Origin of the sequence: Klebsiella pneumoniae subsp. pneumoniae HS11286, assembly GCF_000240185.1 — a bacterium.
Taxonomy (GTDB): domain Bacteria; phylum Pseudomonadota; class Gammaproteobacteria; order Enterobacterales; family Enterobacteriaceae; genus Klebsiella; species Klebsiella pneumoniae.
Window position 1 is genome coordinate 4,289,193 of the sequence record NC_016845.1, and the last position, 23,402, is coordinate 4,312,594.

At 62.1% G+C, this 23,402-nt stretch carries 27 protein-coding genes; 16 read left to right on the top strand and 11 right to left on the bottom strand.

What is annotated here, in order from left to right:
• Window positions 1-2: 2 nt before the first annotated feature.
• The 11 genes from KPHS_42550 to KPHS_42650 all read right to left on the bottom strand — a co-directional run bounded on the left by KPHS_42550 (window position 3) and on the right by KPHS_42650 (window position 10,042).
• Window positions 3-788: a cobalt-precorrin-6A reductase gene (locus KPHS_42550; RefSeq protein ID YP_005228555.1), complete on the bottom strand. Its 786-nt coding sequence runs from the start codon at window positions 786-788 to the stop codon at window positions 3-5.
• Window positions 785-1,510, bottom strand: coding sequence for a precorrin-3B C(17)-methyltransferase (locus tag KPHS_42560; RefSeq protein ID YP_005228556.1), 726 nt, complete (start codon window positions 1,508-1,510; stop codon window positions 785-787). Before KPHS_42560 ends, KPHS_42550 begins: the two co-directional genes overlap by 4 nt.
• On the bottom strand, window positions 1,510-2,565 hold the full coding sequence (locus KPHS_42570) for a cobalamin biosynthesis protein CbiG (RefSeq protein ID YP_005228557.1): 1,056 nt from the start codon (window positions 2,563-2,565) through the stop codon (window positions 1,510-1,512). Before KPHS_42570 ends, KPHS_42560 begins: the two co-directional genes overlap by 1 nt.
• Window positions 2,546-3,319 (bottom strand): cobalt-precorrin-4 methyltransferase, encoded by a 774-nt coding sequence (locus KPHS_42580; protein ID YP_005228558.1) that lies wholly within the window; start codon window positions 3,317-3,319, stop codon window positions 2,546-2,548. Before KPHS_42580 ends, KPHS_42570 begins: the two co-directional genes overlap by 20 nt.
• On the bottom strand, window positions 3,312-3,881 hold the full coding sequence (locus KPHS_42590) for a cobalt-precorrin-6Y C(15)-methyltransferase (RefSeq protein YP_005228559.1): 570 nt from the start codon (window positions 3,879-3,881) through the stop codon (window positions 3,312-3,314). The genes KPHS_42580 and KPHS_42590 overlap by 8 nt, the downstream gene beginning before the upstream one ends.
• Entirely contained in the window at window positions 3,871-4,476 is a 606-nt protein-coding gene (locus tag KPHS_42600) for a cobalt-precorrin-7 (C(5))-methyltransferase (RefSeq protein YP_005228560.1), read from the bottom strand. Before KPHS_42600 ends, KPHS_42590 begins: the two co-directional genes overlap by 11 nt.
• Complete coding sequence (locus KPHS_42610) at window positions 4,470-5,609, bottom strand: cobalt-precorrin-6A synthase (RefSeq protein YP_005228561.1); 1,140 nt, start codon at window positions 5,607-5,609, stop codon at window positions 4,470-4,472. The genes KPHS_42600 and KPHS_42610 overlap by 7 nt, the downstream gene beginning before the upstream one ends.
• Window positions 5,606-6,241, bottom strand: coding sequence for a precorrin-8X methylmutase (locus KPHS_42620; RefSeq protein YP_005228562.1), 636 nt, complete (start codon window positions 6,239-6,241; stop codon window positions 5,606-5,608). The genes KPHS_42610 and KPHS_42620 overlap by 4 nt, the downstream gene beginning before the upstream one ends.
• Window positions 6,242-6,251: 10 nt before the next feature.
• Window positions 6,252-7,211, bottom strand: coding sequence for a cobalamin biosynthesis protein CobD (locus KPHS_42630; RefSeq protein ID YP_005228563.1), 960 nt, complete (start codon window positions 7,209-7,211; stop codon window positions 6,252-6,254).
• Window positions 7,208-8,584, bottom strand: coding sequence for a cobyrinic Acid a,c-diamide synthase (locus tag KPHS_42640; RefSeq protein ID YP_005228564.1), 1,377 nt, complete (start codon window positions 8,582-8,584; stop codon window positions 7,208-7,210). The genes KPHS_42630 and KPHS_42640 overlap by 4 nt, the downstream gene beginning before the upstream one ends.
• Before the next feature lie 489 nt (window positions 8,585-9,073).
• Window positions 9,074-10,042 carry a transposase InsC for insertion sequence IS903 gene (locus KPHS_42650; protein ID YP_005228565.1) on the bottom strand — a complete coding sequence of 323 codons (969 nt, stop codon included), beginning with the start codon at window positions 10,040-10,042 and terminating at the stop codon, window positions 9,074-9,076.
• Window positions 10,043-10,155: 113 nt separating this feature from the next.
• Here KPHS_42650 and KPHS_42660 point away from each other — a divergent pair, with 113 nt between their 5' ends.
• The 16 genes from KPHS_42660 to KPHS_42810 are packed head-to-tail and all read left to right on the top strand — an operon-like array spanning window position 10,156 to window position 23,402.
• Window positions 10,156-10,440 carry a propanediol utilization polyhedral bodies protein gene (locus tag KPHS_42660; protein ID YP_005228566.1) on the top strand — a complete coding sequence of 95 codons (285 nt, stop codon included), beginning with the start codon at window positions 10,156-10,158 and terminating at the stop codon, window positions 10,438-10,440.
• The gene (locus KPHS_42670) at window positions 10,437-11,249 is read left to right on the top strand and encodes a propanediol utilization polyhedral bodies protein (protein ID YP_005228567.1); all 813 of its coding nucleotides are present in this window, start codon (window positions 10,437-10,439) and stop codon (window positions 11,247-11,249) included. Before KPHS_42660 ends, KPHS_42670 begins: the two co-directional genes overlap by 4 nt.
• Before the next feature lie 18 nt (window positions 11,250-11,267).
• Window positions 11,268-12,932, top strand: a complete 1,665-nt coding sequence (locus tag KPHS_42680) for a propanediol utilization dehydratase, large subunit (protein ID YP_005228568.1) — start codon at window positions 11,268-11,270, stop codon at window positions 12,930-12,932.
• Between the two features lie 10 nt (window positions 12,933-12,942).
• Window positions 12,943-13,632, top strand: coding sequence for a propanediol utilization: dehydratase, medium subunit (locus tag KPHS_42690; protein ID YP_005228569.1), 690 nt, complete (start codon window positions 12,943-12,945; stop codon window positions 13,630-13,632).
• A 14-nt stretch (window positions 13,633-13,646) separates the two neighbouring features.
• The gene (locus KPHS_42700; RefSeq protein ID YP_005228570.1) at window positions 13,647-14,171 is read left to right on the top strand and encodes a propanediol utilization dehydratase small subunit; all 525 of its coding nucleotides are present in this window, start codon (window positions 13,647-13,649) and stop codon (window positions 14,169-14,171) included.
• 12 nt (window positions 14,172-14,183) lie between these two features.
• Window positions 14,184-16,016: a propanediol utilization diol dehydratase reactivation protein gene (locus KPHS_42710; RefSeq protein YP_005228571.1), complete on the top strand. Its 1,833-nt coding sequence runs from the start codon at window positions 14,184-14,186 to the stop codon at window positions 16,014-16,016.
• Window positions 16,006-16,356: a propanediol utilization diol dehydratase reactivation protein gene (locus KPHS_42720; protein ID YP_005228572.1), complete on the top strand. Its 351-nt coding sequence runs from the start codon at window positions 16,006-16,008 to the stop codon at window positions 16,354-16,356. The genes KPHS_42710 and KPHS_42720 overlap by 11 nt, the downstream gene beginning before the upstream one ends.
• Before the next feature lie 18 nt (window positions 16,357-16,374).
• Window positions 16,375-16,650, top strand: a complete 276-nt coding sequence (locus KPHS_42730; RefSeq protein ID YP_005228573.1) for a propanediol utilization protein PduJ — start codon at window positions 16,375-16,377, stop codon at window positions 16,648-16,650.
• 21 nt (window positions 16,651-16,671) lie between these two features.
• Entirely contained in the window at window positions 16,672-17,118 is a 447-nt protein-coding gene (locus tag KPHS_42740; protein ID YP_005228574.1) for a propanediol utilization polyhedral bodies protein, read from the top strand.
• Window positions 17,118-17,750 (top strand): propanediol utilization, encoded by a 633-nt coding sequence (locus KPHS_42750; RefSeq protein ID YP_005228575.1) that lies wholly within the window; start codon window positions 17,118-17,120, stop codon window positions 17,748-17,750. Before KPHS_42740 ends, KPHS_42750 begins: the two co-directional genes overlap by 1 nt.
• Window positions 17,747-18,238: a propanediol utilization gene (locus tag KPHS_42760; RefSeq protein YP_005228576.1), complete on the top strand. Its 492-nt coding sequence runs from the start codon at window positions 17,747-17,749 to the stop codon at window positions 18,236-18,238. Before KPHS_42750 ends, KPHS_42760 begins: the two co-directional genes overlap by 4 nt.
• Window positions 18,239-18,241: 3 nt before the next feature.
• A complete protein-coding gene (locus tag KPHS_42770; RefSeq protein ID YP_005228577.1) occupies window positions 18,242-18,517 on the top strand; it encodes a propanediol utilization polyhedral bodies protein in 276 nt (91 codons plus the stop codon).
• A 10-nt stretch (window positions 18,518-18,527) separates the two neighbouring features.
• On the top strand, window positions 18,528-19,544 hold the full coding sequence (locus KPHS_42780) for a PduO protein (protein ID YP_005228578.1): 1,017 nt from the start codon (window positions 18,528-18,530) through the stop codon (window positions 19,542-19,544).
• Window positions 19,541-20,929 (top strand): propanediol utilization: CoA-dependent propionaldehyde dehydrogenase, encoded by a 1,389-nt coding sequence (locus KPHS_42790; protein YP_005228579.1) that lies wholly within the window; start codon window positions 19,541-19,543, stop codon window positions 20,927-20,929. Before KPHS_42780 ends, KPHS_42790 begins: the two co-directional genes overlap by 4 nt.
• Window positions 20,930-20,940: 11 nt before the next feature.
• Window positions 20,941-22,053, top strand: a complete 1,113-nt coding sequence (locus tag KPHS_42800; protein ID YP_005228580.1) for a propanol dehydrogenase — start codon at window positions 20,941-20,943, stop codon at window positions 22,051-22,053.
• Window positions 22,050-23,402, top strand: a complete 1,353-nt coding sequence (locus KPHS_42810) for a propanediol utilization polyhedral bodies protein (protein ID YP_005228581.1) — start codon at window positions 22,050-22,052, stop codon at window positions 23,400-23,402. Before KPHS_42800 ends, KPHS_42810 begins: the two co-directional genes overlap by 4 nt.

Here is a 23,402-nt window from a genome sequence, read left to right on the forward strand (position 1 = left end):
CCTCAAGTCGCCGACAGCCAGCGCGTCAGCCGCGCAGTGAAATCGGCCTGGCTTTGCAGTAGTTCATCGCCCGTCACCAGCGGCGCCGGACGGGTAATGACGATGCAGGGGATCCCCGCATCAAGACAGGGTTGTACTTTTTCCTGATAGCCTCCTTCAGCCCCCGAGGCTTTCGTCACCACAACATCGGCCCGGCACTGGCGATAAAAGGCGGCGTTAAATTCGGCGCTGAACGGCCCGCAGAGGGCGAAGATCTCCCCGACGCCAAACCCCAGATCGCTACAGTGCTGAACCACCTCCGGCACCGGCAGCACCCGGGCGAGCAGCGTTTTCTCCGCCAGTCCCGCCCGCCAGGCCGCCAGATCTTTGCTGCCGGTGGTCAGCAGGATCCGCTCGCCGAGGCGACGAGCCACCGCGCAGGCCTCGTTCAGATCGCCGACCACGTGAAGTAGCGGATGGCGCAGATCGCTCAGCTGCTCCGGCCTTTGATAGCGGCTGAGCAGAACCCCGACGCTGGCGCAGGCGCGCACAATATTCTGGCTGACCACCTCGGCGTAGGGGTGAGAGGCATCGATCACCCAGCGGGTGCGCTGCGCTCTGAGCCACTCCGCCATCTGCTGCCACTCCATACGCCCGCAGCGTATCTGCCCGCGGATATCGCCGGCCAGCCGCTCGCCGGTAGGGGTCGCCACCGACAGGGTGTAGCGTACGTCGGCGGCGTCCAGCTGCTGGCAGATCGCCCGCGCATCGCTGGTGCCCCCGATAACCAGCACGTCGCCGTGATTCACAGCGCGTAGCCTCGCGGGGTGATCATCAGGCCGTTGTCGATGTAAGTCGCTTTGTTGCCAACGATCACCAGACTGGTCATATCCACTGGGGCAAAATCCATCTCCCCGAGGGTGGTCAGCCATTTCTCCTGCTTTTTGCGTCCGGCGGATTTGACTACGCCGACCGGCGTATCTGCGCTTTTACTGGCCGCCAGCAGCGTAAAGGCGCGCGCCAGATGTCCTTCGCGGCCGCGGCTGCGGGGGTTGTAGAAACAGATAACGAAGTCCGCTTCCCCGGCGGCGACTATGCGTTTTTCAATCACCGGCCAGGGCGTCAGCAGATCGCTAAGGCTGATATGGCAGAAATCATGCATCAGCGGCGCGCCGAGCAGCGAGGCGGCGGCGATACTGGCCGTCATCCCTGGGATCAGACGGACCTCAATGTCCAGCTGCTGCTTATTAACCAGCTCCAGCACCAGCCCCGCCATGCCGTAGATGCCGGCGTCGCCGCTGCTGATCAGCGCAACGTTGTGCCCGGCCTGCGCCAGCTCGATGGCCGCCTGGCAGCGCTCAATCTCTTTGCACATGCCGGTTTTGATCACCTGCTTGTCGCCGGTAAAGGCTTTTACCAGGTGGGTGTAGGTCTTGTAGCCCACCACGATCTCTGCCGCCTGCAGGGCCTCCACGGCTTCCATGGTCATCATCGCCTGCGAGCCAGGGCCAATTCCGATTACGTTTAACATCAGTGTGTTACTCCCAAAGTAATGGTCACGCCCTGCTCACGCAGGGTTTCGCCGGACAGGTTTCCCTGACTCAGCAGCCAGGCCACCGGGCCGGAGACGCTGCCGACGCCGACCGTCTCCCGGACAAAAGACGAGGCCGGAAAGCGGTGCTCGTGCTCGCGCAGCGCCTCGGCGCTGAAGGTTTCGAACGGCACCCGGCAGCGGTGAGCCAGCTGGCGCAACCCCGGCTCGTTTGCCTTCAGGCTCACGCTGCCGATCGCTTTCAGCGCCAGCGGGTCAAGACGCTGAGCGGCAAGCTGGCGATCCAGCAACGTACAGAGCAGCGCGCAGGGGGTGTCGCGCCGACAGCCGATCCCCGCCACCACCCGCTGGGGCACCAGCTTCCAGTGAGGCACCGGCAGCGGCGGCAGCGACCGGCGCAGGGTGACGCAGATCAGGGCGTCGAGCGCCGGCAAGCTCGCCAGGTCGCTTACCGGGATAAACCCGCGCCGGTCGCAGCGGCTTAGCGCCCCGATGAATTCGCCGTCGCACCACAGCCCCACCCGCTTACCGCTCACCAGCATCTGGTTAACGGTTTTCACCGCCGCGCGAAAATCGGTCATCCGGGCGTTCAGCTGGAAGGCCAGCGTGTCGAGGGCGGCCAGCTCGTTGACGTCGGTGGCGGTGGTGATCACCGGGTCGGCGTCGAGCATCCCGGCGAGATAGCGGGTTAGCGCATTGGCCCCCCCGGCATGGCCGGAGAGCAAGCTGATGACGTGCCGGGCGCGCTCATCAATCACCACCACCGCCGGGTCGCTGAGCTTGTCATTCACCAGTGGGGCCAGCACCCGCACGGCAATCCCGGTGGCGCCGATAAAAATCAACGCCGAGAAGCTGCTGAACGCCTCGCGGGCAGCGCTGGCAAAGCCGCCGTTGAAGGGGATAAACCCCTCTTCCTGCAGCGCTTCGCTGGTGTAACAGGTAAGCGGCAGCATGGCCGCCAGCCGTTTTGCCAGCCGCACGCCGCCGGGCGTCAGGCAAAACAGGGCAATGGATTCAGGCTTTACGGTATTCATGGCTAAAATCCGCTGCGTACAGTTTTGAGTAGTGATACTCATCGCCGAGGAAGGGGCCGACCAGGATCAGCGCCGTTTTGCGGATCCCGGCGTCGCGTACTTTGTCGCCGATGTCCGCGAGGGTACCGCGGACGGTCTGGCTTTCCGGCCAGGTGGCCTTGTAGATCACCGCGACCGGGGTGGTCGCGGGGTAGCCGCCCTCCACCAGCCGCTCCGCCACCCGGTGAATACGTTGCACCGACAGGTAAATCGCCATCGAGGTTTGATGGCTGGCAAAGGCTTCCAGCTGTTCGCGCGCGGGAACCGGCGTGCGCCCTTCCAGACGGGTAATAATCAGACTCTGCGAGACTTCGGGTACCGTGTACTCCACCCCCAGCTCCGCCGCCGCGCCGAGGAAAGCGCTGACGCCCGGCACCACCTGCCAGCGGATCCCGCGGCGGGTCAGCTCTTCGCCCTGCTCGCGCACCGAGCCATATAGCGAGACGTCGCCCGTCTGCAGACGCACCACCGTTTTTCCCGCCTTCACCCCCGCCTCCATCAGGTCGAGGATCTGCTCCAGATGCAGCGCGGCGCTGTCGTGGCACTCCGCCTGTGGCGGACAGTAGGCCAGTAGCTCGGTGTTGATCAGCGACCCGGCGTAGATCACTACCTGCGCCTGCTGTAGCAGACGGTAGCCTTTGAGAGTAATCAGTTCGCGATCGCCCGGACCGGCGCCGACGAACCACACGCAATGGGGATCAAAAGTCTCAGCCATGGTTTTCTTCCTTCTGACAGGCGATGACAAAAACGGGATTATGGGGTTTGAAGTAGTGGCCGCTGCCCAGGGTAGCCAGGGTGGAGACCGCCAGCTGCTGGCAGTCCACCTCGTGGATGCCGCTCTGCCGCAGGTGCGCCAGGGCGCTATGAAGGTTTTCCTGCAAAATAAAAGTCATCACCAGCCGGCCGCCAGGATGCAGCTGCGCCAGCGACCAGTCGATCAGCGCCGTCAGGTGGCCGCCGCTGCCCCCCATAAAGATCGCGTCGGCTTTGTCGGCGACCGCCAGCGGCGCAACGCCCGCCACGATAGCGATGTTGTCGCAGCCAAAGCGCTGCCGGTTCTCCGCCAGCAGGCGCAGCGCGTCGGCCTGACGCTCAATCGCCGTCACCCGCAGCGCCGGGTTCTGTAGAGCAGCCTCAATGCTGACGCTGCCGGTGCCCGCGCCGATATCAATCAGATGGCGCGCCCGGTGCAGCTCCAGCTTCGCCAGCGCCAGCGCGCGCACGGCCTCTTTGGTCATCGGCACCTGGGCGCCGCGCAAAAACAGCTCATCTTTCATCGAGGATCACCACCGCATTCATCTCATATTCGTCCTCCACGGCGCTGACCGGCAGCCAGTGGATCCGCTCGTTTTCCATCGCCAGATTCTCGCCTATCACCATCCAGCGATGGCCTTTGCCGCGGGCCATCAGCTGGGCGGCTATCTCCCGCGGTCCGCAGCGGCCGTCGGTCACCATGGCGACTTTCCGGTGGGCGGCCAGAGCATCGAAGCTCACCGCCCGGCCATGGCTGCTGGTCAGCCACATATCGTTCATGTCGATGCCCGCCCGGGCGCAGAGGTACTGCACCGCGCTGATGCCGGGGATCACCTGCACTCGTTCCCGGCCAAAATGGGCAATCAGCCGGGTGCCAATGCCATAGAACAGCGGGTCGCCAGAGGCCAGCACCACGACGCGGCGCCCGGTATGGGCCTCAATCCACGCCAGCAGCGCCGGCATATCGGCCCCCAGCGCGAAGCGCTCGCCGGCGAAGTCGGGAAACTGCTGGAGATGGCGGCTGCCGCCCACCAGCGCCTCAGCGGCGGCGATTGCCTCGCGCGCGGCCGGGATCAGCCACTGCAGCCCCGCCGGGCCCATTCCCACGACCGTCAACATGTCAGCTCCCGGGCAATCGCCTCCAGCGGACGGCTGCTGCCCAGTACCTGGTTATCAAAAGAAAACAGAACCGCGTCGCAGGTGGGCGGTTGCTGAGTGAAGCGCAGCATCTCAAGAACACGCTGGCAGATTCGCTCAGCCAGATGGTTATAGAGGCGCTGGTATCCCCAGGCGTCGATATGCTCCATTGCCGCTTCGGTAGTGTCGCACTCGCTGACCAGCGTCAGCAGCGGCAGCGGCGCGCCAAGCAGCGCCAGATGAGCGACGAGAGTTTCCATCCGCGCATCGGCGATATGGCTGTGGGTATGAAAGATCCCGGCGGCGATTTTGATCAGTTTGCCGGGATGGCCAATGAGCACAATCTGGCGGAAACCGAGCCGAACCGCCTCTTCAATCATGTAGCCGACGAAGTTGCTCATGGTGACCACCATCTGCGGGTCGATGCCCATCTGCTCGCGGACAAAGCGCTCACCGTGGTTGCCCGGCACCAGCACCACGCGCTCCAGCCCGGCGGCGCGTTTTATCTCCAGCTCGAGGGAGAGCGAGCGCTTCCAGCTCTCTTCCGACATCGGGGTAACGATCCCCGTGGTGCCGATAATCGAGATCCCGCCGAGGATCCCCAGCCGGGCGTTATAGGTTTTTTGCGCGCGAAGTACGCCTTCCGGAGCAAAAATCTCCACCTGCGCGCCGCGGGTAGGACCTATCGCTTCGCGCACGGCGGTCTCGATGGTGTGCCGCGGAGTGCGGTTTATCGCCGGGCTGCCTGTCGGCAGGCCGATCCCTTTGCGGGTCACCGTGCCGATACCCTCCCCGCCCTGCAGGCTAATCTCTCCGCTGTCATTGAGGGTGACCCGGGCAAAAATCAGCATGCCGTGGGTGGCGTCGACATCATCGCCGCCGTCTTTACGGATCGCGGCGACCGCCTGCTGCCCTTCGACGTGCGGGGACTCAACGTTCAGGCACAGGGTGACGCCGGAGGGGGTGACGATCGAGACCTGATGAATCAGATGCTGGCGCATCACCATCAGCGCCGCCACTTTTGCCGCCGCTGTGGCGCAGGAGCCGGTGGTGTAGCCCTTGCGCAGCGCTTTGCCGTGATGCCACACCGGGGCGTCAAAGGTCTGATCGCTCATTGCGCCTCCCGCAGGTGGTAAAGCAGAGCGTTCACAATCGCTGCCGCCACGTTGCTTCCCCCTTTGCGGCCGAGCGCGGCGATGGCCGGCAGGCCGCTCTCGCTGAGCGCCGCTTTCGACTCCGCCGCGCCGACGAACCCGACCGGCACCCCCACCACGCCGCCGATGGCGGTCTCGCGATGTTCCAGCAGGCGAAACAGCGCGGTTGGCGCATTGCCGAAGACGAACACTTTCTCCCCGGGCTCCTGCACCGCAATATCCACCGCCGCCATCGAGCGGGTCATCCCCCGGCTTTGCGCCTCGCGCACCACCCGCGGGTCGCTGATATAGCAGCGGCATTCGCCGCCAAAGCGGGCCAGCAGGGTTTTGTTGATCCCGGACAGCGCCATGGTGGTATCGGTATACAGCGTGCAGGGCCGGCTCAAGGCCTCACTCAGCGCGATCAGGGCATCCGGAGAAAACCACAGAATATCCAGCCAGTCGAAGTCAGCGGTGGTGTGGATCACCCGCTTGATAATCGCCTCGTGCAGCGGGCTGGCGAAACGGTAGTCCGGTCGCGTTTCGGCGATGATCTCGCTGATGATGTCGAAGCTTTTCGCCTCGATCGCCTGCGGTTGTTGGATGTACTGCATCAGGTTCTCCTCAGGCCGCGCCGACCAGCCAGTAGCGCACGCCGATAAACAGCGCCAGCGCCAGGCTTGACGCCACCCACATTAATCGAATGGTTCGGGAAATATCGTCCACCGCGATGTCGCGGACGGCGTCGCCTATCCAGGGCTTTTCAACGCGCTGGCCGAAGTAATCGTTCGGGCCGCCAAGGCGGATCCCCAGCGCGCCGGCGACGGTCGCTTCCGGCCAGGCGCAGTTAGGACTGCTGTGCTGATAGCGATCGCGCCAGCCCGTACGCAGCGCCCGGGCGCCATCTTCCCGGCATAGCACCGCGGCAAGGCTGAGCAGCAGCCAGCTCAGCCGGGCGGGAAGGAAGTTGGCTACATCATCAAGACGAGCGCTGACCATGCCGATCGCCCGGTATTTTTCGTGTTTATAGCCGACCATGGAATCGAGGGTGTTGACCGCTTTATAGGCCATGGCCAGCGGCGCGCCGCCGAGGAGCAGGAAAAAGAGCGGCGCGATAATACCATCCACCGTGTTCTCCGCCACGGTCTCCACCACCGCACGGTTGATCTGCGCTGGCTGGAGCTGAGAGGTATCGCGCCCGACAATCCAGGAGAGCTTATGCCGGCTTTCGGCGAGATCTCCGGCCTGCAGCGGCCGGGCCACCGCCATCGCCGACTGTGCCAGACAGCGTCCCGCCAGCGCGGTGAAGATCATCCACACTTCCACCAGCCATCCAAGCCAGGGGTGGATCCCGTGCGCCAGCGCCAGTACGCCCCAGGCAACGCCCCATGTCAGGCCGATCACCACCAGCCACATCACCCCGCCGCCGATGCGCAGCGCCCGGTCGCTATGGCAGACGCGTCGCACTACACGCTGGCTGACGGCGATCAGGCGACCTATCCAGCGCACCGGATGCGGCCAGTGCGGCGGATCGCCAATGACGACATCAAGTATCCAGGCTACACACCAGGCGAGAAGGGTCATAGCGCCCTCCTTGCTGCCTGCAGCCAGTGGTTGAGCATGGTCGGGCGCTGGGCAAAATGGACATGGAGATAGCTGGCAAAGGCGCTGCCGGACTGCCATCCTCCCTGCCACTGCTGGAGCGTCTTACCGTCTCGCTGTTTACGGCAGGCCAGTACGGCGGGAGTGGCGGGAGAAAAATCGGAGTAATGAAATTCATGGCCGCGCAGCCACTCGCCAGGGGCTGCCAGCAGCGTCTGCTGCTGCGCCTGCGCTTCGCAGTAGCCGAACCGGGTCAGACGCGTCCCCATTCGGCTGTGTCCGGGAATAATATCCGCCATCGTGTAGCGCTCGCCGCTGGTGACTTCCAGGGTCGTGCCCAGGTACATCAGGCCGCCGCACTCGGCGTAGATCGCCACCCCGCGCCGGTGCGCCGCGCGAAGCTGTGTCAGCATCTCGTGGTTAGCGGATAGCCCGGCCGCATGCAGCTCCGGATAGCCGCCGCCGAGCCAGATCATCTGGCAGGCCGGCAGCTGGCGATCGCGCAGCGGGCTAAAGCGCACCATCTTCACGCCGCAGCGCGCCAGCAGCGCCAGGTTATCGAGGTAATAAAAATTGAAGGCCTCATCGTCGGCGAGGGCCAGCGTCAGTCCTTCGCCGGCATCGGCGGCAAGCTGTTCTCCCCACTCGCCGATCGGCATGGCGGCCAGTTCGCTGAGGGCCAGCAGCCGGTCTATGTCGAGGGTGCGCCCCAGCAGGCTGGCAAAATCCCGCCATGCCTGCTGATTGACCACCGACTCGCGGGCGGTCACCAATCCCAGATGTCGTTCGGGCAGCGCCACGCCTTCCACGCGCGGCACATAGCCGAGCACTGGCACCCGACAGTAGCGCTCAATGGCGCTTTTCAGCAGCTGGAAGTGCGCGTCGCTGTTGACCCGATTGACGATAACGCCAGCGATGTCGAGAGCCGGATCAAAATGTTGAAAACCCATCACCGTGGCGGCGATGGAGGTCGACACCGCTTTGCCATCGACCAGCAAAATCACCGGGCAGCCAAGCTGCTTAGCCATTGCCGCGCTGCTGCAGTAGTTAGGGTCGGTGCCGTAGCCGTCATACAGGCCCATCACCCCTTCGATAACCGCGATATCGGCCTGCTGTAGCTGTTCGGTAAACAGCGCGTTGAGTATCGGGGCGGGAAGCATAAAGCTGTCGAGATTGCGGGAAGCGATGCCGCTGATGGCGGTGTGCCAGGCGGTATCCAGGTAGTCAGGCCCGACTTTACAGGGTTGCACCCGCATACCGCGCTGTTGGAGCAAGCTGAGCAGGCCGAGCGTAACGGTGGTTTTGCCACAACCGCTGCCGGTACCCGCAAGAATGAACGCACGCCTGGTTGCCATACCCTGTCCTGTTCTGGCGGTCAGGGTATAGCTACGCGCATGCCTGGTCCTGCGACCACGCACCGCTAAGCCACCCACTTCCCACCGAAGTTGTTGGTCAGTTACCGGCAGGCAGGTCTTCTGGCTTAGCCTCGTTCTCGCCCGCCCTTCCCAATCTTTCGATCAGTGGTTTTTGCGGGGTCGTCAGCATCACAGCAGCGGGGGCTGCGGGGGATTTACACCCCCTTCCCTGACACCAAACTGGTGTCGAACCTGTCGGTTTGTTTCGCCGATGCGCCCTGCATCGACGGGTATTACTTTATGTTTTCTTTTACCGTTTCATCACTCGTCACAATGACGTCAGTGAAGGAAAGCGGTGTTGTGATAATCAGCTGTCTCGTATTAACGGACACTCTATCTCATCACAAAAATAAAAACTGGTGTAGTTTATCCCGGCTTTGTTGAATAAATCAGATTTCGGGTAAGTCTCCCCCGTAGCGGGTTGTGTTTTCAGGCAATACGCACGCTTTCAGGCATACCTGCTTTCGTCATTTTGTTCAGCGCTCGTACCAGGGCCATAGCCTCCGCAACCTGACCATCGTAGTCACGCAGCGTCAGTGAACCCCCGAACAGCTGTTTTACCCGGTACATCGCCGTTTCCGCTATCGAGCGACGGTTGTAATCTGTTGTCCATTTCCACCGCGCATTACTCCCGGTCATTCGCTGATTAGCCACTGCACGGTTACGGTCTGCATATTCACCGGGCCAGTAACCCGCACCTTTTCGGGGCGGGATAAGCGCGCTGATTTTCTTACGCCGCAGTTCATCGTGACAGAGCCGGGTATCGTAAGCTCCATCGGCGGCGGCTGACCTGATTTTCCGGTGGGTTTGCCGGATTAACCCGGGGAAGGCCTCTGAGTCCGTAACGTTGTTCAGCGACAGGTCAGCGCAGATGATTTCATGTGTTTTACTGTCAACTGCCAGATGCAGCTTACGCCATATACGACGGCGTTCCTGGCCATGCTTTTTGACTTTCCACTCGCCTTCACCGAAGACCTTCAGCCCGGTGGAATCAATTACCAGGTGTGCGATTTCACCCCGGGTGGGCGTTTTGAAACTGATATTAACCGACTTTGCCCGCCTGCTGACACAGCTGTAATCCGGGCAGCGTAGCGGAACGTTCATCAGAGAAAAAATGGAATCAATAAAGCCCTGCGCAGCGCGCAGGGTCAGCCTGAATACGCGTTTAATGACCAGCACAGTCGTGATGGCAAGGTCAGAATAGCGCTGAGGTCTGCCTCGTGAAGAAGGTGTTGCTGACTCATACCAGGCCTGAATAGCTTCATCATCCAGCCAGAAAGTTATGGAGCCACGGTTGATGAGGGCTTTATTGTAGGTGGGCCAGTTGGTGATTTTGAACTTTTGCTTTGCCACGGAACGGTCTGCGTTGTCGGGAAGATACGTGATCTGATCCTTCAACTCAGCAAAAGTTCGATTTATTCAACAAAACCCTCTCCACCATCAACTCAGCCATTCTTTTTCGCCGCTCCGCCATATAGTTCCCTCACTGGCACATATCCTGCGAGGTCTTTATGCAACAAGAAGCATTAGGAATGGTAGAAACCAAAGGCTTAACCGCAGCCATAGAGGCCGCTGACGCAATGGTTAAGTCGGCCAACGTTTTATTAGTTGGCTATGAAAGGATCGGTTCAGGCCTGGTGACCGTCATCGTGCGTGGCGACGTGGGGGCAGTTAAAGCCGCCACCGACGCCGGTGCCGCCGCAGCCCGCCACGTGGGCGAAGTGAAAGCCGTACACGTCATTCCCCGCCCCCATACCGATGTTGAAAAAATCTTACCGAAGGGGAATAGCCAATGAGCAGCAATGAGCTGGTTGAACAGATCATGGCGCAAGTCATAGCCCGTGTAGCGACGCCAGAGCAGCAGGCGCTTCCCGATACCCCCCATCCCACAGGAGAGACGGCTATGGCAGAGAAAAGCTGCAGCTTAACGGAATTTGTCGGGACCGCCATTGGCGACACCCTCGGGCTGGTCATCGCCAACGTGGATGCCGCGTTGCTGGAGGCGATGAAGCTCGAAAAACGCTATCGCTCTATCGGCATCCTCGGCGCCCGCACCGGCGCCGGGCCGCACATCATGGCCGCCGATGAAGCGGTCAAAGCCACCAACACCGAAGTGGTCAGCATTGAGCTTCCTCGCGACACCAAAGGCGGCGCCGGCCATGGCTCGCTGATTGTGCTGGGCGGGAATGATGTTTCCGACGTCAAACGCGGGATTGAGGTCGCGCTGAAAGAGCTGGACCGTACCTTCGGCGATGTCTACGGCAACGAAGCGGGTCATATTGAGCTGCAGTATACCGCGCGCGCCAGTTATGCCCTGGAAAAAGCGTTCGGCGCCCCACTGGGCCGCGCCTGCGGCATTATCGTCGGCGCCCCGGCGTCCGTTGGCGTGCTGATGGCCGATACCGCGCTGAAATCAGCCAACGTCGAGGTGGTGGCTTACAGCTCACCGGCCCACGGCACCAGTTTCAGCAACGAAGCCATTCTGGTGATTTCCGGCGACTCTGGCGCGGTGCGCCAGGCGGTGATCTCCGCCCGGGAAATCGGCAAAACCGTACTGGCGACGCTGGGCGCCGAACCGAAAAACGATCGCCCCTCCTACATTTAATACCCGCGAGGCTGATTCATGAGATCGAAAAGATTTGAAGCACTGGCGAAACGCCCTGTGAATCAGGATGGTTTCGTTAAGGAGTGGATTGAAGAGGGCTTTATCGCGATGGAAAGCCCTAACGATCCCAAACCTTCTATCCGCATCGTCAACGGCGCGGTGACCGAACTCGACGGTAAACCGGTTGAGCAGTTCGACCTGATTGACCACTTTATCGCGCGCTACGGCATTAATCTCGCCCGGGCCGAAGAAGTGATGGCCATGGATTCGGTTAAGCTCGCCAACATGCTCTGCGACCCGAACGTTAAACGCAGCGACATCGTGCCGCTCACTACCGCGATGACCCCGGCGAAAATCGTGGAAGTGGTGTCGCATATGAACGTGGTCGAGATGATGATGGCGATGCAAAAAATGCGCGCCCGCCGCACGCCGTCCCAGCAGGCGCATGTCACTAATATCAAAGATAATCCGGTACAGATTGCCGCCGACGCCGCTGAAGGCGCATGGCGCGGCTTTGACGAACAGGAGACCACCGTCGCCGTGGCGCGCTACGCGCCGTTCAACGCCATCGCCCTGCTGGTGGGTTCACAGGTTGGCCGCCCCGGCGTCCTCACCCAGTGTTCGCTGGAAGAAGCCACCGAGCTGAAACTGGGCATGCTGGGCCACACCTGCTATGCCGAAACCATTTCGGTATACGGTACGGAACCGGTGTTTACCGATGGCGATGACACTCCATGGTCGAAAGGCTTCCTCGCCTCCTCCTACGCCTCGCGCGGCCTGAAAATGCGCTTTACCTCCGGTTCCGGTTCTGAAGTACAGATGGGCTATGCCGAAGGCAAATCGATGCTTTATCTCGAAGCGCGCTGCATCTACATCACCAAAGCCGCCGGGGTGCAAGGCCTGCAGAATGGCTCCGTCAGCTGTATCGGCGTACCGTCCGCCGTGCCGTCCGGGATCCGCGCCGTACTGGCGGAAAACCTGATCTGCTCAGCGCTGGATCTGGAGTGCGCCTCCAGCAACGATCAAACCTTTACCCACTCGGATATGCGGCGTACCGCGCGTCTGCTGATGCAGTTCCTGCCAGGCACCGACTTCATCTCCTCCGGTTACTCGGCGGTGCCGAACTACGACAACATGTTCGCCGGTTCCAACGAAGATGCCGAAGACTTCGATGACTACAACGTGATCCAGCGCGACCTGAAGGTCGATGGCGGCCTGCGGCCGGTGCGTGAAGAGGACGTGATCGCCATTCGCAACAAAGCCGCCCGCGCGCTGCAGGCGGTATTTGCCGGCATGGGTTTGCCGCCTATTACGGATGAAGAAGTAGAAGCCGCCACCTACGCCCACGGTTCAAAAGATATGCCTGAGCGCAATATCGTCGAGGACATCAAGTTTGCTCAGGAGATCATCAACAAGAACCGCAACGGCCTGGAGGTGGTGAAAGCCCTGGCGAAAGGCGGCTTCCCCGATGTCGCCCAGGACATGCTCAATATTCAGAAAGCCAAGCTCACCGGCGACTACCTGCATACCTCCGCCATCATTGTTGGCGAGGGCCAGGTGCTCTCGGCCGTGAACGACGTGAACGATTATGCCGGTCCGGCAACAGGCTACCGCCTGCAAGGCGAGCGCTGGGAAGAGATTAAAAATATCCCGGGCGCGCTCGATCCCAATGAACTTGGCTAAGGGGTGAAAAATGGAAATTAACGAAACGCTGCTGCGCCAGATTATCGAAGAGGTGCTGGTGGAGATGAAATCAGGCGCAGATAAGCCGGTCTCCTTTAGCGCGCCTGCGGCTTCTGTCGCCTCTGCCGCGCCGGTCGCCGTTGCGCCTGTGTCCGGCGACAGCTTCCTGACGGAAATCGGCGAAGCCAAACCCGGCACGCAGCAGGATGAAGTCATTATTGCCGTCGGGCCAGCGTTTGGTCTGGCGCAAACCGCCAATATCGTCGGCATTCCGCATAAAAATATTCTGCGCGAAGTGATCGCCGGCATTGAGGAAGAAGGCATCAAAGCCCGGGTGATCCGCTGCTTTAAGTCTTCTGACGTCGCCTTCGTGGCAGTGGAAGGCAACCGCCTGAGCGGTTCCGGCATCTCGATCGGTATTCAGTCGAAAGGCACCACCGTCATCCACCAGCGCGGCCTGCCGCCGCTTTCCAACCTGGAACTCTTCCCGCAGGCGCCGCTGCTGACGCTGGAAACCTACCGTCAGATTGGCAAAAACGCCGCGCGCTACGCCAAACGCGAGTCGCCGCAGCCGGTGCCGACGCTTAACGATCAGATGGCTCGTCCCAAATACCAGGCGAAGTCGGCCATTTTGCACATTAAAGAGACCAAATACGTGGTGACGGGCAAAAACCCGCAGGAACTGCGCGTGGCGCTTTAACAAAGGATATCCCGATGAATACCGACGCAATTGAATCCATGGTACGCGACGTGCTGAGCCGGATGAACAGCCTACAGGACGGGATAACGCCCGCGCCAGCCGCGCCAACAAACGACACCGTTCGCCAGCCAAAAGTTAGCGACTACCCGTTAGCGACCCGCCATCCGGAGTGGGTCAAAACCGCTACCAATAAAACGCTCGATGACCTGACGCTGGAGAACGTATTAAGCGATCGCGTTACGGCGCAGGACATGCGCATCACTCCGGAAACGCTGCGTATGCAGGCGGCGATCGCCCAGGATGCCGGACGCGATCGGCTGGCGATGAACTTTGAGCGGGCCGCAGAGCTCACCGCGGTTCCCGACGACCGAATCCTTGAGATCTACAACGCCCTGCGCCCATACCGTTCCACCCAGGCGGAGCTACTGGCGATCGCTGATGATCTCGAGCATCGCTACCAGGCACGACTCTGTGCCGCCTTTGTTCGGGAAGCGGCCGGGCTGTACATCGAGCGTAAGAAACTCAAAGGCGACGATTAACAGGGGGTAAGCATGCGCTATATCGCTGGCATTGATATTGGCAACTCCTCGACAGAAGTCGCCCTGGCGACGGTCGATGACGCAGGTGTGCTGAACATTCGCCACAGCGCGTTGGCTGAAACCACGGGTATAAAAGGCACATTACGAAATGTGTTCGGTATCCAGGAGGCGCTAACGCAGGCGGCAAAAGCGGCCGGCATTCAGCTCAGCGATATTTCGCTTATTCGCATTAACGAAGCCACGCCGGTCATTGGCGATGTGGCGATGGAAACCATCACGGAAACCATCATCACCGAGTCCACCATGATCGGCCATAACCCGAAGACACCCGGCGGCGTCGGACTGGGGGTCGGCATCACCATCACACCAGAGGCGCTGCTGTCCTGCTCCGCGGACACTCCCTATATTCTGGTGGTCTCCTCGGCCTTTGACTTTGCCGATGTCGCCGCGATGGTCAATGCGGCAACGGCAGCGGGCTATCAGATAACCGGCATTATTTTGCAGCAGGATGACGGCGTGCTGGTCAATAACCGGCTACAGCAACCGCTACCGGTGATCGACGAAGTTCAGCATATCGACCGGATTCCACTTGGCATGCTGGCGGCCGTCGAGGTCGCTTTACCCGGTAAGATCATCGAAACGCTCTCCAACCCCTACGGTATTGCGACCGTTTTCGATCTCAACGCCGAGGAGACCCAAAATATCGTGCCAATGGCGCGGGCGCTGATTGGCAACCGCTCGGCCGTGGTGGTGAAAACCCCCTCCGGCGACGTCAAGGCCCGCGCTATTCCGGCAGGTAATCTGCTGCTCATCGCTCAGGGGCGCAGCGTACAGGTTGATGTGGCCGCCGGGGCGGAAGCCATCATGAAAGCGGTTGACGGCTGCGGCAAACTGGACAACGTCGCGGGAGAAGCGGGCACCAATATCGGCGGCATGCTTGAGCACGTGCGCCAGACCATGGCGGAGCTTACCAATAAGCCAGCTCAGGAGATCCGCATTCAGGATCTGCTGGCCGTTGATACGGCGGTGCCAGTCAGCGTGACCGGCGGTCTTGCGGGAGAGTTCTCGCTGGAGCAGGCGGTGGGTATCGCCTCGATGGTCAAGTCGGATCGCCTGCAGATGGCCCTCATCGCCCGTGAAATTGAGCACAAACTGCAGATTGCGGTTCAGGTGGGCGGCGCCGAAGCGGAGGCGGCCATTCTTGGGGCGCTCACCACTCCCGGCACCACGCGCCCGCTGGCGATCCTCGATCTGGGCGCCGGGTCGACCGACGCCTCCATTATCAATGCGCAGGGAGAGATCAGCGCCACTCACCTGGCCGGCGCCGGCGATATGGTCACGATGATCATCGCCCGCGAGCTGGGGCTTGAGGACCGCTACCTGGCGGAAGAGATCAAAAAATATCCGCTGGCTAAAGTCGAAAGCCTGTTTCATCTGCGTCATGAAGACGGCAGCGTCCAGTTTTTTCCGTCGGCCTTACCACCGACGGTATTTGCCCGCGTCTGCGTGGTGAAACCGGATGAACTGGTTCCCCTGCCCGGCGATCTGCCGCTGGAGAAAGTGCGCGCCATTCGCCGTAGCGCCAAATCACGCGTCTTTATCACCAACGCCCTGCGAGCGTTACGCCAGGTGAGCCCTACCGGCAACATTCGCGACATCCCGTTCGTGGTGCTGGTGGGCGGCTCGTCCCTCGATTTCGAGATCCCCCAGCTGGTCACCGACGCGCTGGCGCACTACCGGCTGGTTGCCGGGCGCGGCAACATCCGCGGCTGTGAAGGCCCACGCAATGCGGTCGCCAGCGGATTACTCCTTTCCTGGCAAAAAGGAGGCACACATGGAGAGTAGCGTAGTCGCCCCCGCCATCGTCATTGCCGTCACTGACGAATGCAGCGAACAGTGGCGCGATGTCCTGCTGGGCATTGAAGAGGAAGGCATTCCTTTTGTTCTGCAGCCGCAGACCGGCGGCGATCTTATCCATCACGCCTGGCAGGCGGCGCAGCGTTCGCCGCTGCAGGTAGGCATCGCCTGCGACCGGGAACGGCTCATCGTGCACTACAAAAATTTACCCGCATCAACTCCGTTGTTTTCGCTGATGTATCACCAGAACAGGCTGGCCCGGCGAAACACTGGCAACAATGCGGCTCGTCTCGTCAAAGGGATCCCATTTCGGGATCGCCATGCTTAATCCACAGGAGAACGCAGTATGAATAACGCACTAGGACTGGTTGAAACGAAAGGCCTGGTTGGCGCCATTGAAGCCGCTGATGCAATGGTGAAATCCGCCAACGTGCAGTTGATTGGTTACGAAAAAATTGGCTCCGGGCTGATTACCGTGATGGTCCGCGGAGACGTCGGCGCGGTCAAAGCCGCCGTTGACGCCGGCAGCGCGGCGGCCAGCGTGGTCGGCGAGGTCAAGTCCAGCCATGTGATCCCGCGCCCGCATAGCGATGTTGAGGCCATTCTGCCGAAATCCGTCTGACCCTCAAAAAAGGAGCACCGCGTGAAGCAATCACTGGGATTACTTGAGGTCAGCGGTCTGGCCCTGGCCATCACCTGCGCCGACGCTATGGCGAAAGCGGCCGCCATCACGCTGCTCGCCCTGGAAAAGACCAACGGTTCCGGCTGGATGGTGGTGAAGATCGCCGGTGATGTGGCCTCTGTCCAGGCGGCGGTGATGACCGGGGCCGAACTCGCCGAACGGCAGCAGGGGCTGGTAGCGCAGAAGGTTATCGCCAGGCCCGGGGAAGGCCTGCTGCCGGCCCGCGTCCAGGCGCCTTCACCAGCGCCTGACGTCGCCGTGACGGAGGAGAACACGGCCCTCACAGACGCCCCCTCCCACTCTACGGAGCGGGTGACCTGCAACCTGTGCCTGGACCCACACTGCCCACGACAAAAAGGCGATCCCCGCTCGCAGTGCCTGCACGCCGGTAAACGAGGTGACGCGTAATGGATAAACAACAGCTGGCTTCGACAGTCAACAAAGTGCTGGATGAGATGCGCCAGCGTCCCATTCCAATCGGTATCTCCAGTCGCCATATCCATTTAGCGGCGGCTGACTATGCCAGGCTTTTTCCCGCGCAGCCCATCCAGCCGAAAAAAGCGCTGCTGCAGCCGGGACAATATGCTGCAGAGCAGACGGTGACCCTGGTTGGCCCCAAAGGGCGATTAAACAACGTGCGCCTGCTCGGCCCTTTGCGCCAGACCAGCCAGGTGGAAATCTCACGCACCGACGCCCGGATCCTCGGTATCGCCGCGCCGCTGCGCATGTCCGGCAATCTGCAGGGCACGCCGGGGATCCGCCTGATAAGCCCCTTTGCCGAACTGGAGTTGAGCGGCGGGACGATTGTTGCCCAGCGACATATTCATATGTCGCCACTTGATGCGTTGATCCTGCGCGTCTCCCATGGCGATAGCGTCGCGGTGGCGATCGAAGGCAGCGACAGGCGGCTTATCTTCGACAACGTGGCGGTCCGCGTTGCCCCGGATATGCGTCTTGAGATGCACATCGATACTGACGAGGCCAATGCGGCAGGCGCTGACGCTGCGCAAGCCTGGGCAACGCTGGTGACGAAGCCATGAACCACGCGATGCTGCAGCGTATCGTCGAAGAGGTCGCCGCCCGTCTGCGCCATCGCGCCCTCAGCACGGCCACGCTCAGCGTGGCCCAGCTCGGCGAAGCGGATATCCGCAGCCTGCTGTGCCAGCACGCTTCGCTGCGCATCGTGCAGGTGGATTTACCGCTGCTGGAGCAGCTTGCCGGCCAGCGTGCGCTGGCGGCAGCCGGTTGCGCACTGCATGAGGCGATGGCCTGGGGCGTTCGGGTACAGCTAACGCTGCTTCCCGCCCAGCTCCCCGCGCTGGCGGTAAAAAAACTCGCCCGCTTGCCGCTGACGTTCAGCGACCCGCTTGGCCAGCCCGTCAGGCTTCACGCCGCGTCGGTGCTCACCTATGCCGACGTAGCCCGTTTCAGTGGCGGCTATCTGGTGCTGCGCCGCCGCCCCATTATCACCGCCCTCGCCCGCGAAGCGGCCGTCGCGCGGCATGTTCAATTGATTAAGCAGGAGTGAACTATGCATCTGGCACGCGTGACCGGCGCCGTCGTCTCGACGCAAAAATCGCCCTCTCTGAACGGCAAAAAACTGCTGCTGGTGCGCCGGGTAAGCGCGGACGACGATCGTCCGATTCTCCCCACGAGCGGCGATGAAGTGGCGGTAGATTCGGTTGGCGCTGGCGTCGGCGAGCTGGTGCTGCTCTGCAGCGGCTCGAGCGCACGCCACGTTTTCAGCGGCCCGAATGAGGCCATCGATCTTGCCGTCGTGGGCATTGTTGACTCACTTTCACGCTAAGGGGGCGCCTGTGGCTATCTATACCCGAACCGGCGATGCCGGCAGTACATCACTCTTTACCGGCCAGCGGGTCAGCAAGACGCATCCGCGCGTCGAAGCCTACGGCACCCTGGATGAACTGAACGCCATGCTGAGCCTGTGCGTCTGCGCCGTCGCTGAAGAGGAACAGCGCACCCTGCTCGAAGCCCTGCAGCAGCACATTTTTTGGTTCAGCGCGGAGCTCGCCAGCGACAGCGAACAGCCATCACCGGGTAAGCGCTATATCAGCAGCGAAGAGATTGCCCTGCTGGAGCAGACCATCGATCGCGAGATGGCCCGCGTGCCGGCGCTGCACCAGTTTGTATTGCCCGGACGCTGTGAAGCCGCCAGCCGTCTGCACCTGGCCCGCACCGTTGCCAGACGGGCGGAGCGCCGGCTGGTCGAGCTGGGGGCAGAGGTTACTATCCGTCAGATGCTGCTGCGTTATCTGAACCGCTTATCTGACTGCCTGTATGCCCTGGCGCGCAGCGAGGATCATGCCGCTCACCAGCGCCGCCTTGTGACGGAGATCGCGGCCCGCTATCTGGCCGCCAGCGGGTCGCCTGCGCCCGACGCGCCCAAAGCCCAGGCCGGGTCGCTCTCCTTTCACGAGCTGCATCAGCTCATCCGTCAGGCCATTGAACACGCCCGCCAGCTGCAGGTGCCGGTGGTGGTCAGCATCGTTGACGCACACGGCACCGAAACCGTGACCTGGCGAATGCCCGATGCGCTGCTGGTCAGCAGCGAGCTGGCGCCGAAAAAAGCCTGGACCGCCGTCGCCATGAAAACCGCCACCCACGAGCTCGCGACGACCGTACAGCCAGGCGCTGCGCTGTACGGTCTGGAGAGCCATCTGCAGGGCAAAGTCGTCACCTTTGGCGGCGGATATCCGCTGTGGCGCGATGGCCAGCTAATAGCCGGCCTCGGCATTAGCGGCGGCAGCGTCGAGCAGGATATGGCTATTGCACAGGCTGCCATGGCGGCCATTAACGTGAGAACTCATCAATGAATACAGCAGAACTGGAAACCCTTATCCGCACCATCCTCAGTGAAAAGCTCGCGCCGACGCCCCCTGCCCCTCAGCAAGAGCAGGGCATTTTCTGCGATGTCGGCAGCGCCATCGACGCCGCTCATCAGGCTTTTCTCCGCTATCAGCAGTGTCCGCTAAAAACCCGCAGCGCCATTATCAGCGCCCTGCGGGAGACGCTGGCCCCCGAGCTGGCGACGCTGGCGGAAGAGAGCGCCACGGAAACCGGCATGGGCAACAAAGAAGATAAATATCTGAAAAATAAAGCCGCTCTTGAAAACACGCCGGGCATAGAGGATCTCACTACCAGCGCCCTCACCGGCGATGGCGGGATGGTGCTGTTTGAGTACTCGCCGTTCGGGGTTATTGGCGCCGTGGCGCCCAGCACCAACCCAACGGAAACCATTATCAACAACAGTATCAGCATGCTGGCGGCGGGTAACAGCGTCTATTTCAGCCCCCATCCCGGCGCGAAAAAGGTCTCGTTGAAGCTTATCGCCAGGATCGAAGAGATCGCCTACCGCTGCAGCGGGATCCGTAACCTGGTGGTGACCGTTGCCGAGCCGACCTTTGAAGCCACCCAGCAAATGATGTCCCACCCGCTGATTGCCGTTCTGGCTATCACCGGCGGCCCTGGCATTGTGGCGATGGGCATGAAAAGCGGTAAAAAAGTGATCGGCGCTGGCGCCGGCAATCCGCCGTGCATCGTTGATGAAACCGCCGATCTCGTCAAAGCCGCCGAAGATATTATCAGCGGCGCCGCCTTCGATTACAACCTGCCCTGTATCGCCGAAAAAAGCCTGATCGTCGTCGCCTCCGTCGCTGACCGCCTGATCCAGCAGATGCAGGATTTTGACGCGCTGCTGTTGAGCCGACAGGAGGCCGATACCCTGCGTACCGTCTGCCTGCCCGACGGCGCGGCGAATAAAAAACTGGTCGGTAAAAGCCCGGCTGCGCTGCTGGCGGCGGCGGGTCTCGCCGTTCCGCCTCGCCCCCCTCGCCTGCTGATAGCCGAGGTGGAGGCGAACGACCCCTGGGTGACCTGCGAGCAGCTGATGCCGGTGCTGCCGATCGTCAGGGTCGCCGACTTTGACAGCGCCCTGGCGCTGGCCCTGCGCGTAGAGGAGGGTCTGCACCACACCGCCATTATGCACTCGCAGAATGTCTCGCGGCTCAATCTGGCGGCACGCACCCTGCAGACCTCCATTTTTGTCAAAAATGGCCCGTCTTACGCGGGAATCGGCGTCGGCGGCGAAGGGTTTACCACCTTCACCATCGCCACGCCAACCGGAGAAGGCACCACCTCCGCGCGGACGTTCGCCCGCCTGCGGCGCTGCGTGTTGACCAACGGTTTTTCCATTCGCTAACCGGGGGCGCCATGCATACCTTTTCTCTGCAAACGCGCCTCTACAGCGGCCCGGGCAGCCTGGCCGCGCTGCAGCGCTTTAGCCATCAGCACATCTGGATCGTCTGCGACGGCTTCCTGGCGCGCTCGCCGCTGCTTGACCGACTGCGCGCCGCGCTGCCCGCCAGCAACCGCGTCAGCGTGTTCAGCGATATTACACCGGATCCGACCATTCACACCGTGGCGAAAGGGATAGCGCAGATGCAGGCCCTGCGTCCGCAGGTGGTGATCGGCTTCGGCGGCGGCTCGGCGATGGATGCCGCCAAGGCTATCGTCTGGTTCAGCCAGCAGGGCGGTCTGCCTGTCGACACCTGCGTGGCGATCCCCACCACCAGCGGTACCGGTTCGGAAGTGACCAGCGCCTGCGTCATCAGCGACCCGGAAAAAGGGATCAAGTACCCGCTGTTCCATGAGGCGCTCTGTCCCGACATGGCGATCATCGACCCGACGCTGGTGGTTAGCGTACCGCCCACCATCACAGCCCATACCGGGCTGGACGCGCTGACCCACGCCCTGGAGGCATGGGTCTCGCCGCAGGCCACCGATTTTACCGATGCGCTGGCGGAAAAGGCCGTAAGGCTGGTGTTTCGCGCCCTGCCCGTTGCGATTCGTCAGGGCGACTGCATTGCGACCCGCAGCAAAATGCACAATGCATCAACCCTCGCCGGTATGGCCTTTAGCCAGGCTGGCCTTGGGCTCAATCATGCGATCGCCCATCAGCTTGGCGGCCAGTTTCACCTCCCCCATGGCCTGGCCAATGCGCTGCTGCTGACCGCGGTGATCCGCTTCAATGCCGGCGAGCCACGAGCGGCTAAGCGCTATGCACGCCTGGCCAGGGCCTGCCGCTTCTGCCCGCCCGAAGCTGGCGAACAGGAGGCTTTCCAGGCGCTGCTTACCGCGGTGGAAACGCTGAAACAGCAGTGCGCCATTCCCACCCTCAAGGGCGCGCTGCAGGAAAAGTATCCCCTTTTCTTATCGCGAATTCCCGCCATGGTGCCGGCCGCGCTGGCCGACGCCACCCTGCGCACCAACCCGCGTCCGGTCGATGGCGCGGCCATCGCGCAACTGCTGGAGAGCCTGCAATGAGTGAAGCGATAGTGCCACTATCAAGCATTGATGCAGCGGAGATCCGCGAACGCGTTCGGGCCGCTGGCGTCGTAGGAGCCGGTGGCGCAGGCTTTCCGACCCACATCAAACTGCAGGCCCGGGTGGACACCGTGCTGGTGAACGCCGCCGAATGCGAACCGATGCTGAAGGTTGACCAACAGCTGATGGCTCAGCAGGCTGACCGACTGATTCGCGGCCTGGGTTACGCGATGACCGCCACTGGCGCCCGGGAAGGGATCATTGCCCTGAAGGCGAAATATGCTCCGGCGATTGCGGCATTAACCCCACGACTCCCGGAATGGGCCCGGCTGCATATTCTGCCTGACGTCTATCCGGCCGGGGATGAGGTGCTCACTATCTGGCTGGCGACGGGACGCCGCGTACCACCTGCCGCGCTGCCGGTCAGCGTCGGCGTGGTGGTCAATAACGTGCAGACGGTGCTCAATATCGCCAGAGCCGTGGAACAGGGCTATCCGGTAACTCGCCGGACGTTGACCGTCAATGGCGCCGTCGCCCGTCCACTGACGCTGGCCGTACCACTGGGTATATCGCTGCGCGAGGTGCTGGATCTGGCCGGCGGCGCGACGGTTGACGATCCGGGGTTTATCAACGGCGGTCCGATGATGGGCTCGCTTATTACCTCCCTCGAGACACCGGTCACCAAAACCACCGGCGGCCTGCTGGTGCTCCCGGGCAACCATCCTTTGATCCAGCGACGGCGGCAGGATGAACGAACGCTGCTCGCCATCGCCCGCACCGTCTGTGAACAGTGCCGTTTATGCACAGATTTATGCCCCCGGCACCTGATCGGCCATGAGCTTTCCCCTCATCTGCTGGTGCGGGCGGTGAACTATCGCCAGGCGGCCACCCCGTCGCTGCTGCTCAGCGCCCTGACCTGTTCGGAGTGCAACGTTTGCGAGAGCGTCGCCTGCCCGGTGGGTATTTCCCCCATGCGCATCAACCGTCTGCTGAAACGTGAGCTGAGGGCGAAAAACCTGCGCTACGACGGACCGCTGCGTCCGGCGGACGAGATGGCGAAGCACCGCCTGGTGCCGGTCAAGCGGCTCATCAGCAAACTGGGACTTGATCCCTGGTATCAGGAAGCGCCGCTGACGGCGGTGGAACCGGAGGTGGCCTGCGTCACCCTGCCCCTGCGCCAGCATATCGGCATCAGCGCCGTGCCCTGCGTCGCGCCGGGAGAGCGGGTAACGCGCGGCCAGGTGCTGGCGGATATCCCCGCCGACGCCCTCGGCGCGCCGGTGCACGCCAGTATTGACGGCCTGGTCTCCACCATCACGGAGCAGGCCATTACGCTTGTAAGAGGTTAA

Coding starts and splice junctions, on each gene's coding strand:
- KPHS_42560 (YP_005228556.1), bottom strand. CDS start 1,510: ATGTTAAACGTAATCGGAATTGGCCCTGGCTCGCAGGCGATGATGACC.
- KPHS_42570 (YP_005228557.1), bottom strand. CDS start 2,565: ATGAATACCGTAAAGCCTGAATCCATTGCCCTGTTTTGCCTGACGCCC.
- KPHS_42580 (YP_005228558.1), bottom strand. CDS start 3,319: ATGGCTGAGACTTTTGATCCCCATTGCGTGTGGTTCGTCGGCGCCGGT.
- KPHS_42590 (YP_005228559.1), bottom strand. CDS start 3,881: ATGAAAGATGAGCTGTTTTTGCGCGGCGCCCAGGTGCCGATGACCAAA.
- KPHS_42600 (YP_005228560.1), bottom strand. CDS start 4,476: ATGTTGACGGTCGTGGGAATGGGCCCGGCGGGGCTGCAGTGGCTGATC.
- KPHS_42610 (YP_005228561.1), bottom strand. CDS start 5,609: ATGAGCGATCAGACCTTTGACGCCCCGGTGTGGCATCACGGCAAAGCG.
- KPHS_42620 (YP_005228562.1), bottom strand. CDS start 6,241: ATGCAGTACATCCAACAACCGCAGGCGATCGAGGCGAAAAGCTTCGAC.
- KPHS_42630 (YP_005228563.1), bottom strand. CDS start 7,211: ATGACCCTTCTCGCCTGGTGTGTAGCCTGGATACTTGATGTCGTCATT.
- KPHS_42640 (YP_005228564.1), bottom strand. CDS start 8,584: ATGGCAACCAGGCGTGCGTTCATTCTTGCGGGTACCGGCAGCGGTTGT.
- KPHS_42660 (YP_005228566.1), top strand. CDS start 10,156: ATGCAACAAGAAGCATTAGGAATGGTAGAAACCAAAGGCTTAACCGCA.
- KPHS_42670 (YP_005228567.1), top strand. CDS start 10,437: ATGAGCAGCAATGAGCTGGTTGAACAGATCATGGCGCAAGTCATAGCC.
- KPHS_42680 (YP_005228568.1), top strand. CDS start 11,268: ATGAGATCGAAAAGATTTGAAGCACTGGCGAAACGCCCTGTGAATCAG.
- KPHS_42690 (YP_005228569.1), top strand. CDS start 12,943: ATGGAAATTAACGAAACGCTGCTGCGCCAGATTATCGAAGAGGTGCTG.
- KPHS_42700 (YP_005228570.1), top strand. CDS start 13,647: ATGAATACCGACGCAATTGAATCCATGGTACGCGACGTGCTGAGCCGG.
- KPHS_42710 (YP_005228571.1), top strand. CDS start 14,184: ATGCGCTATATCGCTGGCATTGATATTGGCAACTCCTCGACAGAAGTC.
- KPHS_42720 (YP_005228572.1), top strand. CDS start 16,006: ATGGAGAGTAGCGTAGTCGCCCCCGCCATCGTCATTGCCGTCACTGAC.
- KPHS_42730 (YP_005228573.1), top strand. CDS start 16,375: ATGAATAACGCACTAGGACTGGTTGAAACGAAAGGCCTGGTTGGCGCC.
- KPHS_42750 (YP_005228575.1), top strand. CDS start 17,118: ATGGATAAACAACAGCTGGCTTCGACAGTCAACAAAGTGCTGGATGAG.
- KPHS_42760 (YP_005228576.1), top strand. CDS start 17,747: ATGAACCACGCGATGCTGCAGCGTATCGTCGAAGAGGTCGCCGCCCGT.
- KPHS_42770 (YP_005228577.1), top strand. CDS start 18,242: ATGCATCTGGCACGCGTGACCGGCGCCGTCGTCTCGACGCAAAAATCG.
- KPHS_42790 (YP_005228579.1), top strand. CDS start 19,541: ATGAATACAGCAGAACTGGAAACCCTTATCCGCACCATCCTCAGTGAA.
- KPHS_42800 (YP_005228580.1), top strand. CDS start 20,941: ATGCATACCTTTTCTCTGCAAACGCGCCTCTACAGCGGCCCGGGCAGC.
- KPHS_42810 (YP_005228581.1), top strand. CDS start 22,050: ATGAGTGAAGCGATAGTGCCACTATCAAGCATTGATGCAGCGGAGATC.